The organism is Streptomyces sp. NPDC060205 (assembly GCF_042728395.1).
In the GTDB taxonomy this organism is placed as follows: Bacteria; Actinomycetota; Actinomycetes; order Streptomycetales; family Streptomycetaceae; genus Streptomyces.
Genome location: NZ_JBHWZP010000089.1, coordinates 13,835 through 30,869 on the forward strand (window position 1 = coordinate 13,835; position 17,035 = coordinate 30,869).

Consider the following 17,035-nt stretch of genomic DNA (forward strand, 5'->3'; position numbering starts at 1 on the left):
CCAGGGGCATACCCTCGCTTGAGCATCGTGGATGGAACCGACTCTGACCTGGTCGTATTCGACCGGATCGGGAGACGTCTCTCCCGGTGCCCCGCTTGGGACCGGTACGCGCGTAGTGAGTCCGAGCCCTCGGAAGGACCCCCTCTTGGCCGCCTCGCGCACTGCCTCGACCGCGAATACGAACAACGGCGCCAGCACCGCCCCGCTGCGCATCTCCTTTGCAAAGATCAAGGAGCCCCTTGAGGTTCCGAACCTTCTTGCGCTGCAGACCGAAAGTTTTGACTGGCTGCTCGGCAACGACGCGTGGAAGGCTCGTGTCGAGGCGGCTCTGGACAGTGGACAGGACGTCCCCACGAAGTCCGGTCTGGAGGAGATCTTCGAGGAGATCTCCCCGATCGAGGACTTCTCAGGGTCGATGTCCCTGACGTTCCGCGACCACCGCTTCGAGCCTCCCAAGAACTCGATCGACGAGTGCAAGGAGCGCGACTTCACGTTCGCCGCGCCGCTCTTCGTCACCGCCGAGTTCACCAACAACGAGACCGGCGAGATCAAGTCCCAGACCGTCTTCATGGGTGATTTCCCGCTCATGACGAACAAGGGCACCTTCGTCATCAACGGCACCGAGCGTGTCGTGGTGTCGCAGCTGGTCCGTTCGCCGGGTGTCTACTTCGACTCCTCCATCGACAAGACGTCCGACAAGGACATCTTCTCCGCGAAGGTCATCCCGTCCCGGGGTGCCTGGCTGGAGATGGAGATCGACAAGCGCGACATGGTCGGTGTCCGCATCGACCGCAAGCGCAAGCAGTCCGTCACCGTCCTGCTCAAGGCTCTCGGTTGGACGACCGAGCAGATCCTTGAGGAGTTCGGCGAGTACGAATCCATGCGAGCCACCCTGGAGAAGGACCACACCCAGGGCCAGGACGACGCGCTGCTCGACATCTACCGCAAGCTGCGCCCGGGCGAGCCGCCGACCCGTGAGGCCGCTCAGACGCTGCTTGAGAACCTCTACTTCAACCCCAAGCGCTACGACCTCGCGAAGGTCGGCCGCTACAAGGTCAACAAGAAGCTGGGCGGCGAAGCCCCGCTCGACGCCGGGATCCTGACCGTCGAGGACATCATCTCGTCGATCAAGTACCTGGTGAAGCTGCACGCCGGTGAGACCGAGACCGTCGGGAACAACGGCACCTCGATCGTCGTCGAGACCGACGACATCGACCACTTCGGCAACCGCCGTCTGCGCAACGTGGGCGAGCTCATCCAGAACCAGGTCCGTACGGGTCTGGCGCGTATGGAGCGAGTCGTCCGCGAGCGCATGACGACCCAGGACGTCGAGGCGATCACGCCGCAGACCCTGATCAACATCCGGCCGGTCGTCGCCTCCATCAAGGAGTTCTTCGGCACCAGCCAGCTGTCGCAGTTCATGGACCAGAACAACCCGCTGTCGGGTCTCACCCACAAGCGCCGTCTGTCGGCTCTTGGCCCGGGTGGTCTCTCCCGTGAGCGGGCCGGCTTCGAGGTCCGTGACGTGCACCCCTCGCACTACGGCCGCATGTGTCCGATCGAGACCCCCGAAGGCCCGAACATCGGCCTGATCGGCTCGCTCGCCTCCTACGGCCGGGTCAACGCGTTCGGCTTCGTCGAGACGCCGTACCGCCGGGTCACCGACGGTGTCGTCACCGACGAGGTCGACTACCTGACCGCCGACGAGGAGGACCGCTTCGTCATCGCGCAGGCCAACGCCGTGCTCAACGACGACATGCGGTTCAACGAGGCCCGTGTCCTGGTCCGCCGCCGTGGCGGAGAGGTCGACTACGTCCCCGGTGACGACGTCGACTACATGGACGTCTCGCCGCGCCAGATGGTGTCCGTCGCGACCGCGATGATCCCGTTCCTGGAGCACGACGACGCCAACCGTGCCCTCATGGGCGCGAACATGATGCGCCAGGCCGTGCCGCTCATCACCGCCGAGGCCCCCCTCGTCGGTACGGGCATGGAGTACCGCTGCGCCGTCGACGCCGGTGACGTCATCAAGGCCGAGAAGTCGGGTGTGGTCCAGGAGGTCTCCGCGGACTACGTCACGGTGGCCAACGACGACGGCACCTACACCACCTACCGGGTGGCCAAGTTCTCCCGCTCCAACCAGGGGACCTCGGTCAACCAGAAGGTCGTCGTCAACGAGGGCGACCGGGTCATCGAGCACCAGGTGCTCGCCGACGGCCCGGCCACCCAGGAAGGCGAGATGGCGCTGGGCAAGAACCTGCTCGTCGCCTTCATGCCCTGGGAGGGTCACAACTACGAGGACGCGATCATCCTGTCGCAGCGCCTCGTGCAGGACGACGTCCTCTCCTCGATCCACATCGAGGAGCACGAGGTCGACGCCCGTGACACCAAGCTCGGCCCCGAGGAGATCACCCGGGACATCCCGAACGTCTCCGAGGAGGTCCTCGCCGACCTCGACGAGCGCGGCATCATCCGCATCGGTGCCGAGGTCGTCGCCGGTGACATCCTGGTCGGCAAGGTCACGCCCAAGGGTGAGACCGAGCTGACCCCGGAGGAGCGCCTGCTCCGCGCGATCTTCGGTGAGAAGGCGCGCGAGGTGCGCGACACCTCGCTGAAGGTGCCGCACGGCGAGATCGGCAAGGTCATCGGCGTCCGCGTCTTCGACCGTGAAGAGGGCGACGAGCTGCCGCCGGGCGTGAACCAGCTGGTTCGTGTCTACGTGGCGCAGAAGCGCAAGATCACGGACGGCGACAAGCTCGCCGGCCGGCACGGCAACAAGGGTGTCATCTCCAAGATCCTTCCGATCGAGGACATGCCCTTCCTTGAGGACGGCACGCCGGTCGACATCATCCTCAACCCGCTGGGTGTCCCGTCCCGAATGAACCCGGGACAGGTCCTGGAGATCCACCTCGGCTGGCTCGCCAGCCGCGGCTGGGACGTCTCCGGGCTCGGCGAGGAGTGGGCGCAGCGCCTCCAGGCCATCGAGGCCGACAAGGTGGAGCCCGGCACGAACGTCGCCACCCCCGTCTTCGACGGTGCGCGTGAGGACGAGCTGGCCGGTCTGCTGCAGCACACGATCCCGAACCGCGACGGCTCACGCATGGTGCTCCCGACCGGTAAGGCGCCGCTGTTCGACGGCCGCTCCGGCGAGCCGTTCCCGGAGCCGGTCTCGGTCGGCTACATGTACATCCTCAAGCTCCACCACCTGGTCGACGACAAGCTGCACGCCCGCTCGACCGGTCCGTACTCGATGATCACCCAGCAGCCGCTGGGTGGTAAGGCCCAGTTCGGTGGCCAGCGATTCGGTGAGATGGAGGTGTGGGCGCTTGAGGCTTATGGCGCCGCTTACGCCCTCCAGGAGCTGCTGACCATCAAGTCCGACGACGTGACCGGCCGCGTGAAGGTCTACGAGGCCATCGTCAAGGGCGAGAACATTCCTGAGCCCGGCATTCCCGAGTCCTTCAAGGTGCTCATCAAGGAAATGCAGTCGCTCTGCCTCAACGTGGAGGTGCTGTCCTCGGACGGCATGTCCATCGAGATGCGCGACACGGACGAGGACGTCTTCCGCGCCGCGGAGGAGCTCGGTATCGACCTGTCCCGGCGCGAGCCGAGCAGCGTCGAAGAGGTCTGACGGGTCTGGCCGGGGCTCGCTGAACACGAGCCCCGGCTAACCAACCCCGGACCCCAGTCAGACCAGTGAAGAATCGACCCCGAAAGAGGGATTGACGACAAGTGCTCGACGTCAACTTCTTCGACGAGCTGCGGATCGGCCTTGCTACCGCTGACGACATCCGTCAGTGGTCCCACGGTGAGGTCAAGAAGCCGGAGACCATCAACTACCGCACCCTCAAGCCCGAAAAGGACGGACTCTTCTGCGAGAAGATCTTCGGTCCGACCCGGGACTGGGAGTGCTACTGCGGTAAGTACAAGCGCGTCCGCTTCAAGGGCATCATCTGCGAGCGCTGCGGCGTCGAGGTCACTCGCGCCAAGGTGCGTCGTGAGCGGATGGGCCACATCGAGCTGGCCGCTCCCGTCACCCACATCTGGTACTTCAAGGGCGTTCCGTCGCGTCTTGGCTACCTGCTCGACCTCGCCCCGAAGGACCTCGAAAAGGTCATCTACTTCGCCGCGTACATGATCACGTACGTGGACGACGAGCGTCGTACGCGTGACCTGCCCTCGCTGGAGGCGCACGTCTCCGTCGAGCGTCAGCAGGTCGAGAACCGTCGCGACTCCGACCTCGAAGCCCGCGCCAAGAAGCTTGAGACCGACCTGGCCGAGCTTGAGGCCGAGGGTGCCAAGGCCGATGTGCGCCGCAAGGTGCGCGAAGGCGCCGAGCGTGAGATGAAGCAGCTGCGCGACCGTGCGCAGCGCGAGATCGACCGTCTCGACGAGGTGTGGACCCGCTTCAAGAACCTCAAGGTCCAGGACCTCGAAGGTGACGAGCTGCTCTACCGCGAGCTGCGCGACCGCTTCGGCACGTACTTCGACGGTTCGATGGGTGCCGCGGCGCTGCAGAAGCGCCTGGAGTCCTTCGACCTCGACGAGGAGGCCGAGCGTCTTCGCGAGATCATCCGTACCGGCAAGGGTCAGAAGAAGACCCGTGCGCTCAAGCGCCTCAAGGTCGTCTCCGCGTTCCTGCAGACCAGCAACAGCCCCAAGGGCATGGTGCTCGACTGCGTGCCGGTCATCCCGCCGGACCTTCGCCCGATGGTGCAGCTGGACGGTGGCCGCTTCGCGACCTCCGACCTGAACGACCTGTACCGCCGTGTGATCAACCGCAACAACCGTCTGAAGCGGCTTCTCGACCTCGGCGCGCCCGAGATCATCGTGAACAACGAGAAGCGCATGCTCCAGGAGGCCGTGGACGCCCTCTTCGACAACGGTCGTCGTGGTCGCCCGGTCACCGGTCCCGGCAACCGCCCGCTGAAGTCCCTGAGCGACATGCTCAAGGGCAAGCAGGGTCGTTTCCGTCAGAACCTCCTCGGCAAGCGCGTGGACTACTCCGCGCGTTCCGTGATCGTCGTCGGTCCGCAGCTCAAGCTGCACCAGTGCGGTCTGCCGAAGGCGATGGCGCTGGAGCTCTTCAAGCCGTTCGTGATGAAGCGCCTGGTGGACCTCAACCACGCGCAGAACATCAAGTCGGCGAAGCGCATGGTGGAGCGCGGCCGCACGGTCGTGTACGACGTCCTCGAAGAGGTCATCGCCGAGCACCCGGTTCTGCTGAACCGTGCGCCCACCCTGCACCGCCTCGGCATCCAGGCCTTCGAGCCGCAGCTGGTCGAGGGCAAGGCCATCCAGATCCACCCGCTCGTCTGCACCGCGTTCAACGCGGACTTCGACGGTGACCAGATGGCCGTGCACCTGCCGCTCTCCGCGGAGGCGCAGGCCGAGGCCCGCATCCTGATGCTGTCCTCGAACAACATCCTCAAGCCCGCCGACGGCCGTCCGGTGACGATGCCGACCCAGGACATGGTCCTCGGTCTGTTCTTCCTCACCACCGACGGCGAGCTGCGCAACGTCAAGGGCGAGGGCCGGTCCTTCGGCTCCTCGGCCGAGGCGACCATGGCGTTCGACGCCGGCGAGCTCTCGCTGCAGTCGCGCGTGGACATCCGCTTCCCGGTGGGCACCATCCCGCCGCGCGGCTGGACCCCGCCGGCGCGTGAGGAGGGCGAGCCGGAGTGGCAGCAGGGTGACACCTTCCGCCTGAACACCACTCTGGGCCGCGCGCTCTTCAACGAGCTGCTGCCCGAGGACTACCCGTTCGTCGACTACGAGGTCGGCAAGAAGCAGCTCTCCGAGATCGTCAACGACCTCGCCGAGCGCTACCCCAAGGTCATCGTGGCGGCGACGCTCGACAACCTGAAGGCGGCCGGCTTCTTCTGGGCGACCCGTTCCGGCGTCACCGTGGCCATCTCCGACATCGTCGTTCCCGACGCGAAGCGCGCGATCGTCAAGGGTTACGAGGACCAGGACGAGAAGGTCCAGAAGCAGTACGAGCGTGGTCTGATCACCAAGGACGAGCGCACGCAGGAGCTCATCGCGATCTGGACCAAGGCGACCAACGAGGTCGCCGAGGCGATGAACGCGAACTTCCCGAAGACCAACCCGGTCTCGATGATGGTGAACTCCGGTGCTCGCGGAAACATGATGCAGATGCGTCAGATCGCGGGTATGCGTGGTCTGGTGTCGAACGCCAAGAACGAGACGATTCCCCGTCCCATCAAGGCGTCCTTCCGTGAGGGCCTGTCCGTGCTGGAGTACTTCATCTCCACGCACGGTGCCCGTAAGGGTCTGGCGGACACCGCCCTGCGTACCGCCGACTCGGGTTACCTCACCCGTCGTCTGGTGGACGTCTCGCAGGACGTCATCATCCGCGAGGAGGACTGCGGCACCGACCGTGGTCTGCGTCTGGAGATCGCCGAAGTGGGCGCCGACGGCGTCCTGCGCAAGGCGGAGAACGTCGAGACCAGCGTGTACGCACGTGCGCTGGCCGAGGACATCACCGTCGACGGGCGGGTGCTGGCCCCGGCCAACACCGACCTCGGCGACGTCCTCATCGACGAGCTCGTCAAGCACGGCATCAAGGAGGTCAAGACCCGTTCGGTCCTGACCTGCGAGTCCGCCGTCGGTACCTGCGCCATGTGCTACGGCCGTTCGCTGGCCACCGGCAAGCTGGTCGACATCGGTGAGGCGGTCGGCATCATCGCCGCCCAGTCCATCGGTGAGCCCGGCACGCAGCTGACGATGCGTACCTTCCACACCGGTGGTGTGGCCGGTGACGACATCACCCAGGGTCTGCCCCGTGTCGTCGAGCTCTTCGAGGCTCGTACGCCGAAGGGTGTCGCCCCGATCTCCGAGGCCTCCGGCCGCGTGCGGATCGAGGAGACCGAGAAGACCAAGAAGCTCGTCGTCACCCCGGACGACGGCAGCGACGAGACGGCGTTCCCGATCTCGAAGCGTGCCCGACTCCTGGTCAGCGAGGGCGAGCACGTCGAGGTGGGCCAGAAGCTCACCGTGGGTGCCACCAACCCGCACGACGTGCTGCGCATCCTGGGTCAGCGTGCCGTCCAGGTTCACCTGGTCGGAGAGGTCCAGCGGGTGTACAACTCGCAGGGCGTGTCGATCCACGACAAGCACATCGAGATCATCATCCGGCAGATGCTGCGCCGTGTGACGATCATCGAGTCGGGCGACGCGGAGCTGCTGCCCGGCGAGCTCGTCGAGCGGTCGAAGTTCGAGACCGAGAACCGTCGTGTGGTGCAGGAAGGCGGCCACCCGGCCTCCGGCCGTCCGCAGCTGATGGGTATCACCAAGGCCTCGCTCGCCACCGAGTCGTGGCTGTCGGCGGCGTCCTTCCAGGAGACGACCAGGGTTCTGACGGACGCGGCGATCAACGCCAAGTCCGACTCCCTGATCGGCCTCAAGGAGAACGTCATCATCGGTAAGCTCATCCCGGCCGGTACGGGTCTGTCCCGCTACCGCAACATCCGGGTCGAGCCGACCGAGGAGGCCAAGGCCGCGATGTACTCGGCCGTCGGCTACGACGACATCGACTACTCGCCGTTCGGCACGGGCTCCGGCCAGGCCGTTCCGCTGGAGGACTACGACTACGGTCCGTACAACCAGTAGGCGGGTCGCCTGAACAAGGCGCCTGATCGAGTCAGAGGGCGGTCACCTTTCCAAGGTGGCCGCCCTTCGGCGTTCCCGGGCCGGCCGCCCGTCCCCGCGCGGCGTCGGGAATTCCTGACATGAGTGGTGCGGGAACCTGTGCCCGTATTGCCGCGTTGGAGCATGATGGAGATCCGTGGAGACACAGTCGTCGGGGGAGGTGCTCCCGTGTCGTATCCGTCGCCGTGGCAGCCGGGGCAGGGGCAGGGGTGGAATCAGCCGCGGCCCTGGCATGAGCAGCAGGCCGCGGGTCACTCCATGCTCGCGTCCACCGCCGACCGGGAGCGGGCCGTGGACGTGCTCAGAGCGGGCTTCGGCGAGGGGCGGATGCAGCAGCCCGAGTTCGAGAAGCGGGTGGCACGGGCCTACGCGGCCCGTACGGTGGGTGAACTGGCCCTGCTGGTGTCCGACCTCCCGCAGGGGCCCGTACCGCTTCCGGCGGTCTCTGGGCCCGTGCCACGGACGTTCCTGCCCGTCTCCGTGCCGCCGAAGACGAACGAGAAGGCCGTCGGGTCGGCGATCTGCGGGGTGCTCTGTCTGGTGACCGTCGGGCTGACCGGGATTCCCGCGGTGATCCTGGGCCACAGCGCCCGCTCCGAGATGCGGCGCACGGGCGAGGGTGGTGAAGGTCTCGCGCTCACGGGACTGGTCTTCGGCTGGCTGTCCACCGCGGGCTGGGCGCTGCTGGTGACCTTGCTGTTCGTCGCCGTGGTGACGTCCTGACGAAGATCGTCGGAGGGGCTGCGGTTTGGCATGGTCCGCTCAGGGATGCCAGTGCGGTCCATTTGTTTTGACCGCAGCCTATGAGGTAGGTACGCTCAGACCTTGTGCCTGGGGTGTGCCCTGGCTTCCGTGCGTGCCTTCAACCGCACTAGGGAAGCCGTCACCGGCCACCGCAATCTGCGCCCCTCCCGCTTCGCGGCGGGAATCTGCAGTGTTCGACACACCCGACCGCGTGGGTCGGCGGTGTTCCAGGTTAGCTTCACCATTCGGCACACAGAAACCGGAGAAGTAGTGCCTACGATCCAGCAGCTGGTCCGGAAGGGCCGGCAGGACAAGGTCGAGAAGAACAAGACGCCCGCACTTGAGGGTTCGCCCCAGCGTCGCGGCGTCTGCACGCGTGTGTTCACGACCACCCCGAAGAAGCCGAACTCGGCCCTGCGTAAGGTCGCGCGTGTGCGTCTGACCAGCGGGATCGAGGTCACTGCTTACATTCCGGGTGAGGGACACAACCTGCAGGAGCACTCGATCGTGCTCGTGCGCGGCGGCCGTGTGAAGGACCTGCCCGGTGTTCGTTACAAGATCATCCGTGGTTCTCTCGACACCCAGGGTGTCAAGAACCGCAAGCAGGCCCGCAGCCGCTACGGCGCCAAGAAGGAGAAGTAGAAATGCCTCGTAAGGGCCCCGCCCCGAAGCGCCCGGTCATCATCGACCCGGTCTACGGTTCCCCTCTGGTGACCTCCCTGATCAACAAGGTGCTGCTGAACGGCAAGCGCTCCACCGCCGAGCGCATCGTCTACGGCGCCATGGAGGGCCTGCGCGAGAAGACCGGCAACGACCCGGTCATCACGCTCAAGCGCGCTCTGGAGAACATCAAGCCGACCCTTGAGGTCAAGTCCCGCCGAGTCGGCGGTGCGACGTACCAGGTCCCGATCGAGGTCAAGCCCGGTCGCGCCAGCACGCTCGCGCTGCGCTGGCTCGTCGGTTACTCCCGCGCCCGTCGCGAGAAGACCATGACCGAGCGGCTGCTCAACGAGCTTCTCGACGCCTCCAACGGCCTTGGTGCCGCTGTGAAGAAGCGCGAGGACACCCACAAGATGGCCGAGTCCAACAAGGCCTTCGCGCACTACCGCTGGTAGTCGCTACCCCCATCGAGACCGAGAGAAGACCGAAGCCTTATGGCTACCACTTCACTTGACCTGGCCAGGGTCCGCAACATCGGGATCATGGCCCACATCGACGCGGGCAAGACGACCACCACCGAGCGGATCCTCTTCTACACCGGCGTCAGCTACAAGATCGGTGAGGTCCACGACGGCGCCGCGACCATGGACTGGATGGAGCAGGAGCAGGAGCGTGGCATCACGATCACCTCTGCTGCGACCACCTGTCACTGGCCGCTCGACGACAACGACTACACCATCAACATCATCGACACCCCGGGTCACGTGGACTTCACGGTCGAGGTGGAGCGTTCGCTCCGCGTCCTCGACGGTGCCGTCACCGTGTTCGACGGTGTCGCCGGTGTTGAGCCGCAGTCCGAGACGGTGTGGCGTCAGGCCGACCGCTACGGCGTGCCGCGCATCTGCTTCGTCAACAAGCTCGACCGGACCGGCGCGGAGTTCCACCGCTGCGTCGACATGATCTCGGACCGCCTCGGGGCGCAGCCGCTGGTCATGCAGCTTCCGATCGGCGCCGAGGCCGACTTCAAGGGTGTCGTCGACCTCGTCACCATGAAGGCGTTCGTCTGGTCCGCCGAGGCCGCCAAGGGCGAGATGTACGACGTCGTCGACATCCCGGCCACGCACGCCGAGGCTGCCGAGGAGTACCGCGGCAAGCTGATCGAGGCCGTCGCGGAGAACGACGAAGAGATCATGGAGCTGTACCTGGAGGGCGAAGAGCCCACCGAGGAGCAGCTGTACGCCGCGATCCGTCGCATCACCATCGCGTCCGGCAAGTCCAGCGACACCACGGTCACCCCGGTGTTCTGTGGCACCGCGTTCAAGAACAAGGGCGTCCAGCCCCTGCTCGACGCGGTCGTGCGCTACCTCCCGACCCCGCTTGACGTCGAGGCCATCGAGGGCCACGACGTGAAGGACCCCGAGGTCGTCGTGAAGCGCAAGCCGTCCGTGGACGAGCCGCTGTCGGCCCTCGCGTTCAAGATCATGAGCGACCCGCACCTGGGCAAGCTCACCTTCGTCCGGGTCTACTCGGGCCGCCTGGAGTCCGGCACCGCCGTGCTGAACTCCGTCAAGGGCAAGAAGGAGCGCATCGGCAAGATCTACCGCATGCACGCGAACAAGCGTGAGGAGATCGAGGCGGTGGGCGCCGGCGACATCGTCGCCGTGATGGGCCTGAAGCAGACCACCACCGGTGAGACGCTCTCGGACGACAAGCAGCCGGTGATCCTGGAGTCCATGGACTTCCCGGCGCCGGTCATCCAGGTCGCCATCGAGCCCAAGTCCAAGGGTGACCAGGAGAAGCTGGGTGTCGCCATCCAGCGTCTCGCGGAGGAGGACCCCTCCTTCCAGGTTCACTCGGACGAGGAGACCGGCCAGACCATCATCGGTGGTATGGGCGAGCTGCACCTTGAGGTGCTGGTCGACCGTATGCGCCGTGAGTTCAAGGTCGAGGCCAACGTCGGTAAGCCGCAGGTCGCCTACCGTGAGACGATCCGCAAGGCCGTCGAGCGCGTGGACTACACCCACAAGAAGCAGACCGGTGGTACCGGTCAGTTCGCCAAGGTGCAGATCGCGATCGAGCCCATCACCGAGGCCGACGGCCCGGCGTACGAGTTCGTGAACAAGGTGACCGGTGGCCGTATCCCGCGGGAGTACATCCCGTCGGTGGACGCCGGTGCGCAGGAGGCCATGCAGTTCGGCATCCTCGCCGGGTACGAGATGACGGGTGTCCGCATCACGCTTCTCGACGGTGCCTACCACGAGGTCGACTCCTCCGAACTGGCGTTCAAGATCGCCGGTTCGCAGGCCTTCAAGGAGGCTGCCCGCAAGGCCAGCCCCGTGCTCCTTGAGCCGATGATGGCCGTCGAGGTCACCACGCCCGAGGACTACATGGGTGAGGTCATCGGCGACATCAACTCGCGCCGTGGCCAGATCCAGGCCATGGAGGAGCGTGCCGGTGCCCGCGTCGTGAAGGGCCTCGTGCCCCTCTCGGAGATGTTCGGCTACGTCGGCGACCTCCGCAGCAAGACCTCGGGTCGCGCAAGCTACTCGATGCAGTTCGACTCCTACGCCGAGGTTCCCCGGAACGTCGCCGAGGAGATCATCGCGAAGGCCAAGGGCGAGTAACACACACCGTTTACACGCTTTAGGCTTGACACCGACCGCCCGGGTCGCGAACCGGCAAGGGACGAGAAATCGCCCTGGACCGGCGAGGACCTCGGCGGGCGGCATCCCAGCAAAGATCACCCTGGCGCCGATGAGTAAGGCGTACCAGAACCACTCCGCAGGAGGATTCAGTGGCGAAGGCAAAGTTCGAGCGGACTAAGCCGCACGTCAACATCGGCACCATCGGTCACATCGACCACGGTAAGACGACCCTCACGGCCGCCATTACCAAGGTGCTGCACGACGCGTACCCGGACCTGAACGAGGCCTCGGCCTTCGACCAGATCGACAAGGCTCCCGAAGAGCGCCAGCGCGGTATCACGATCTCGATCGCGCACGTCGAGTACCAGACCGAGACGCGTCACTACGCCCACGTCGACTGCCCCGGTCACGCGGACTACATCAAGAACATGATCACGGGTGCGGCGCAGATGGACGGCGCCATCCTCGTCGTCGCCGCCACGGACGGCCCGATGCCGCAGACCAAGGAGCACGTGCTCCTGGCCCGCCAGGTCGGCGTTCCGTACATCGTCGTCGCCCTGAACAAGGCCGACATGGTGGACGACGAGGAGATCCTGGAGCTCGTCGAGCTTGAGGTCCGTGAGCTCCTCTCCGAGTACGAGTTCCCGGGCGACGACCTTCCGGTCGTCAAGGTCTCGGCGCTCAAGGCTCTTGAGGGCGACGCCGAGTGGGGCAAGTCCGTCCTCGACCTGATGAAGGCCGTCGACGAGTCGATCCCGCAGCCCGAGCGTGACGTCGACAAGCCGTTCCTGATGCCGATCGAGGACGTCTTCACGATCACCGGTCGTGGCACCGTCGTCACCGGTCGTATCGAGCGTGGTGTCCTCAAGGTCAACGAGACCGTCGACATCGTCGGCATCAAGACCGAGAAGACCACCACCACGGTCACCGGCATCGAGATGTTCCGCAAGCTGCTCGACGAGGGCCAGGCCGGTGAGAACGTCGGTCTGCTCCTCCGTGGCATCAAGCGCGAGGACGTCGAGCGCGGCCAGGTCATCATCAAGCCGGGCTCGGTCACGCCCCACACCTCGTTCGAGGCGCAGGCGTACATCCTGTCCAAGGACGAGGGCGGCCGTCACACGCCGTTCTTCAACAACTACCGTCCCCAGTTCTACTTCCGCACGACGGACGTGACTGGTGTGGTGACCCTCCCCGAGGGCACCGAGATGGTCATGCCCGGCGACAACACTGAGATGACCGTTGAGCTCATCCAGCCCGTCGCCATGGAGGAGGGCCTCAAGTTCGCCATCCGTGAGGGTGGCCGGACCGTCGGCGCCGGCCAGGTCACCAAGATCAACAAGTAGTCTCGGCTGCTGGTTGGGCTTGAACGCCTGGTAGCTCCGCACTGAACGCAGAGCTCCTGAAGGGGCCCGTACGACTTCGGTCGTACGGGCCCCTTTGCTGTGTCCGGGCGGGGCGCACCGGGGGCGGGCGTCGAAATGATTCGTCACGAAAGTGTTCGGCGGTGACGACCCGTTCCCCTCAGGGGTCACTCCCGTCACCGTTTGTCGTGCCGACATTCGATACGGGGACGGTCGAGGGGTGACGCATGTCCGGAGGGGTCAGTCGTAGAGCCGTGCTGGGGGCCGGGACGGGGGCCGGGCTGCTGGGGCTGTCGGGGGCCGGGACCGCGTGGGCGGAGGGTGTGCCGCAGGCCGCTGCCGATACGGCTTCGGACCCGGGCGCGTACATCTCCTTCTCGTCCGAGCCCGGGGCCTTCCGGCTCGTGGGCGCCCCGGTCGTCGTCAGCGCGGACGATCACCCCGGAGTCGTACGGGTGGCCGGTGACCTGCGGGACGACATCGAGCGGGTCACGGGGGTGCGGCCGGGGGACTCGGTCGCGCGCGAGGTGGTCCTGGTGGGGACGGTCGGGCGCAGTCCGCTGATCGACGGGCTGGTCGCGGCCGGGAAGCTCGACGTCGGCGGGATCCGCGGCAGGTGGGAGACCTCGCTGCAGACCGTGGTCGAACGGCCGATGCCCGGGGTGGAGCGGGCGTTCGTGATCGCCGGCAGCGACCAGCGCGGCACGGTCTTCGGGGCGTACGACGTCTCGTACGGGATCGGGGTCTCGCCCTGGTACTGGTGGGACGACGTGCGGCCGGTGCGGCGGAGTGAGGTGTACGTGCGGCGGGGGCGCTTCAGCCAGGGCACGCCCGCCGTGAAGTACCGGGGTGTCTTCATCAACGACGAGAATCCGGCGCTGGGGACCTGGGCGCCCGGATACTTCGGGCCGGGGAAGGCTCCCGGTCACCCCGGCGGCTTCACCGCGGACTTCTACGCGAAGGTCTTCGAGGTCCTGCTGCGGCTGAAGGCGAACTATCTGTGGCCGGCGGTGTGGGGGCGGGCGTTCGCGGAGGACGACCCGGAGAACCACGCGCGGGCGAAGGCGTACGGGATTGTCATGGGCACGTCTCATGAGGCGCCGATGATGCGGGGCATCGAGGAGTGGAACCGGCATGCCGTGCCGGCCGTGCGCGACAGCGCGGGGAACATCGTGACGCCGGGGCGCGACCCGTACGGCGGTACCGGCGAGTGGTCGTTCCGGCGCAACGCGGAGGCGGTCAAGGCGTACTGGCGTGAGGGCATCGAGCGGATGACCGACCAGGACTTCGAGGGGGTCGTCACCCTCGGTATGCGGGGCAACGGGGACACCAGCCTGCCGGACGGCGACGGCATCGAGCTGATGCGGGAGATCATCGCGACGCAGCGGGCGATCATCGAGGACGTCACCGGCCGGGCCGCCGCCGAGACCCCGCAGGTCTGGACGCTCTACAAGGAGGTCCAGCGGTACTGGGACCGCGGCCTGCGCGCGCCGGACGACGTGACCGTCGTACTGACGGACGACAACTGGGGCAACATCCGCAAGCATCCCGATCCGGGGGAGGGGGAGGGGGAGGGGTTGCGGGGTGGCGGTTACGGCCTGTATTACCACTTCGACTACGTGGGCGTCGGCCGCAACTACAAGTGGGTGGACACCGCCTCGCTGCCGAACCTGTGGGATCAGCTCCACCAGGCCGCCGCGTACGGGAACCGGGAGCTGTGGGTCACGAACGTCGGCGATCTCAAGGGCAACGAGCTGCCGACGGAGTTCTTCCTCGACTACGCGTGGGATCCGGGGCGATGGCCGCTGGAGCGGCTGGGGGAGTGGGAGCGGCGGTACGCGCGGCAGAACTTCGGTGACGAGCACGGACAGACGGCGGCGATCGCGTCCGTCCTCGCGGCGTACGGGCGGCTCCAGTCGCGGCGCAAGCCCGAGCTGCTGAACCGCCGGATCACGCTGGTGGACGGGCGGGTCGTGTACGACGACCAGCAGACGCCGTTCCACTTCGGCCACCGTGAACTGGAGCGGGTCACCGAGGAGTGGCGGCGGCTCGGCGAGGAGGCGGCGCGGATCGGCCGACGGCTGCCGGCCGCGGACCAGGACGCGTGGTTCGAACTGGTCGGGTACGAGGTGGCGGCGACGGCCAACCTGTACGGGCTGCGGGCGGCGGAGTTCACGAACCTGCGGTACGCCGCGCAGGGGCGGGCCGCGACGAACGGTCTCGCGGCCGAGGCGGAGGCGGCGCTCGCCCGGGACCTCGCGCTCGCCGAACGCTTCAACGCGCGGGTGGCGGGCGGCAAATGGCGGGGTTTCCAGACCCAGCCGCACATCGGGTACGGGGATGTGGAGCGCTACGGCCCGAACGCGCCCTGGCAGCAGCCCGAGCGGGACAACGTGGCACTGCCGGACGAGATCTTCCCGGCGGTGCGGCGGATCGAGGTGCCGGCGGGGGCGGAACTGGGGGTGGCGGTGGATGGGGTGGAGGGGTGGTGGCCCGGGGGAGGCGTGGGTGCAGCCGAGTTGCCTGCCTTCAGCCCGTACCAGACACGGCCCGATCAGTACATCGAGGTGTTCAACCGGGGGCGTACGGCATTCGACTACCGGATCACGCCGTCCGTGCCGTGGCTCGTGGTCGACCGGCCGCGCGGACGGGTCCAGGAGCAGGTACGGGTCGTGCTGACGGTGGACTGGGCGAAGGCTCCGCGGGGACGGACGGAGGCGTCGGTGACCGTGGGGGGTGCGGGGCGGACGGTGGAGGTCGCGGTGATCGCGGAGCAGCCGTCGGTACGGGTGTCGCGCGGGCTGCGGGGATTCGTGGAGGCGGGCGGTTACGTCGCCGTCGACGCCGAGCACTTCACGCGCTCGGTGGGGACGTGGCGGCGTATCGACGGGATCGGGCGTACGGGGGCGGGCGTGACGCCGTGGCCGGTGACGGCTCCCGGATGGACACCGGTTCCGGGAGGTTCGTCACCGAGGCTTGAGTACGAGGTGAGTCTGCTGTCGGAAGGGGCGGTGACGGTGTGGGCGTACCTGTCGCCGCGGAATCCGGCGTTGGCGACGGGGGTCGGGCTGCGGTACGGGGTCTCGTTCGACGAGGACGCGCCACAGATCGTCGACATCCACGCCGTGACCGGGGCCGACGACGGGCTGATGAACATGGAGTGGGCCCGCAACACATCGGACAACGTCAATCGCACGTCTACGCGCCACATGGTGGGGGCGGCGGGGTTGCACCGGTTGAAGTTCTGGGCGGTCGATCCGACGGTGGTGGTGCAGCGGCTGGTGATTGACACGGGTGGGTTGACGTCTACGTATCTGGGGCCGCGGGAGAGTTGGCGCGTGCGCTGATTTCTGGCGCTGAGTTCTGGCGCTGAGCTCCGGTCAGGGCTGGTCGCCGTGGTCCTTGATCGACTGCTCGATCGTGTAAGCCGTCGCGGTGAACGCCTCGATCTGCTCCGGCGTCAGCTCTCGCACGGAGATCTCCTCCAGGGTTCGCCACATCTGGGTGATGGGGGCGCGCAGGGCGCGGCCGGCGTCGGTCAGGCGGACGACCAGGACGCGTCGGTCGTGGGCGGACGGTTCCCGGGTGAGGAGCCCGGCCTCCTGCATGCGGCGCAGTGACTTGGAGACGGTGGAGTGGTCGAGGCCGACGCCCTCCAGGAGTTCGGACTGCGTCTGCTCGTCGCGGTCGAAGAGCTGCATCAGGAGCAGTTCCTGGCCGGGGTGCAGGTTCATGGCGCGGAGCATGGTGGCCGCGTGGGCGCGGTGGGTGCGGGCGAGTACGAAGATCGCGTAGCTGAGGTGGCCGTCGCGGGCCGTGGTCGGAGGGGGCGGGGTGGTCATTGTTGTTCCTTGGGTGCGGGTCGGTGGGGGGTGGCCTACAGGATTGCGCAGTTCCCCGCGCCCCTAGGGGGTGGGGGCGAGGGTGTGAAGTTCGGCAGCGGGTCAACGGGCC

The 17,035-nt window shown here is 66.9% G+C and carries 9 protein-coding genes; 8 read left to right on the plus strand and 1 reads right to left on the minus strand.

Going from position 1 to position 17,035, the window contains the following annotated elements:
- Nucleotides 1-145 precede the first annotated feature (145 nt).
- From rpoB to ACFWGJ_RS17960, 8 genes are all read left to right on the plus strand, one after another.
- Nucleotides 146-3,631: a DNA-directed RNA polymerase subunit beta gene (rpoB, locus tag ACFWGJ_RS17925; protein WP_210882026.1), complete on the plus strand. Its 3,486-nt coding sequence runs from the start codon at nt 146-148 to the stop codon at nt 3,629-3,631.
- Between the two features lie 101 nt (nt 3,632-3,732).
- The gene (locus tag ACFWGJ_RS17930) at nt 3,733-7,632 is read left to right on the plus strand and encodes a DNA-directed RNA polymerase subunit beta' (RefSeq protein WP_210882027.1); all 3,900 of its coding nucleotides are present in this window, start codon (nt 3,733-3,735) and stop codon (nt 7,630-7,632) included.
- 207 nt (nt 7,633-7,839) lie between these two features.
- The gene (locus ACFWGJ_RS17935) at nt 7,840-8,394 is read left to right on the plus strand and encodes a DUF1707 and DUF4190 domain-containing protein (RefSeq protein ID WP_387325266.1); all 555 of its coding nucleotides are present in this window, start codon (nt 7,840-7,842) and stop codon (nt 8,392-8,394) included.
- Between the two features lie 291 nt (nt 8,395-8,685).
- On the plus strand, nt 8,686-9,057 hold the full coding sequence (gene rpsL, locus ACFWGJ_RS17940) for a 30S ribosomal protein S12 (RefSeq protein WP_003948652.1): 372 nt from the start codon (nt 8,686-8,688) through the stop codon (nt 9,055-9,057).
- A gap of 2 nt (nt 9,058-9,059) precedes the next feature.
- Entirely contained in the window at nt 9,060-9,530 is a 471-nt protein-coding gene (rpsG, locus tag ACFWGJ_RS17945) for a 30S ribosomal protein S7 (protein ID WP_081218873.1), read from the plus strand.
- A gap of 39 nt (nt 9,531-9,569) precedes the next feature.
- Nucleotides 9,570-11,699 carry an elongation factor G gene (fusA, locus tag ACFWGJ_RS17950; protein WP_210882028.1) on the plus strand — a complete coding sequence of 710 codons (2,130 nt, stop codon included), beginning with the start codon at nt 9,570-9,572 and terminating at the stop codon, nt 11,697-11,699.
- Nucleotides 11,700-11,869: 170 nt separating this feature from the next.
- On the plus strand, nt 11,870-13,063 hold the full coding sequence (tuf, locus tag ACFWGJ_RS17955; protein WP_107020991.1) for an elongation factor Tu: 1,194 nt from the start codon (nt 11,870-11,872) through the stop codon (nt 13,061-13,063).
- A 245-nt stretch (nt 13,064-13,308) separates the two neighbouring features.
- Nucleotides 13,309-16,428, plus strand: coding sequence for a glycosyl hydrolase 115 family protein (locus tag ACFWGJ_RS17960; RefSeq protein WP_387325268.1), 3,120 nt, complete (start codon nt 13,309-13,311; stop codon nt 16,426-16,428).
- Between the two features lie 33 nt (nt 16,429-16,461).
- Here the strand turns inward: ACFWGJ_RS17960 and ACFWGJ_RS17965 are convergent, their stop codons facing one another.
- Nucleotides 16,462-16,923 carry a MarR family winged helix-turn-helix transcriptional regulator gene (locus ACFWGJ_RS17965; RefSeq protein ID WP_387325270.1) on the minus strand — a complete coding sequence of 154 codons (462 nt, stop codon included), beginning with the start codon at nt 16,921-16,923 and terminating at the stop codon, nt 16,462-16,464.
- Nucleotides 16,924-17,035: the final 112 nt, after the last annotated feature.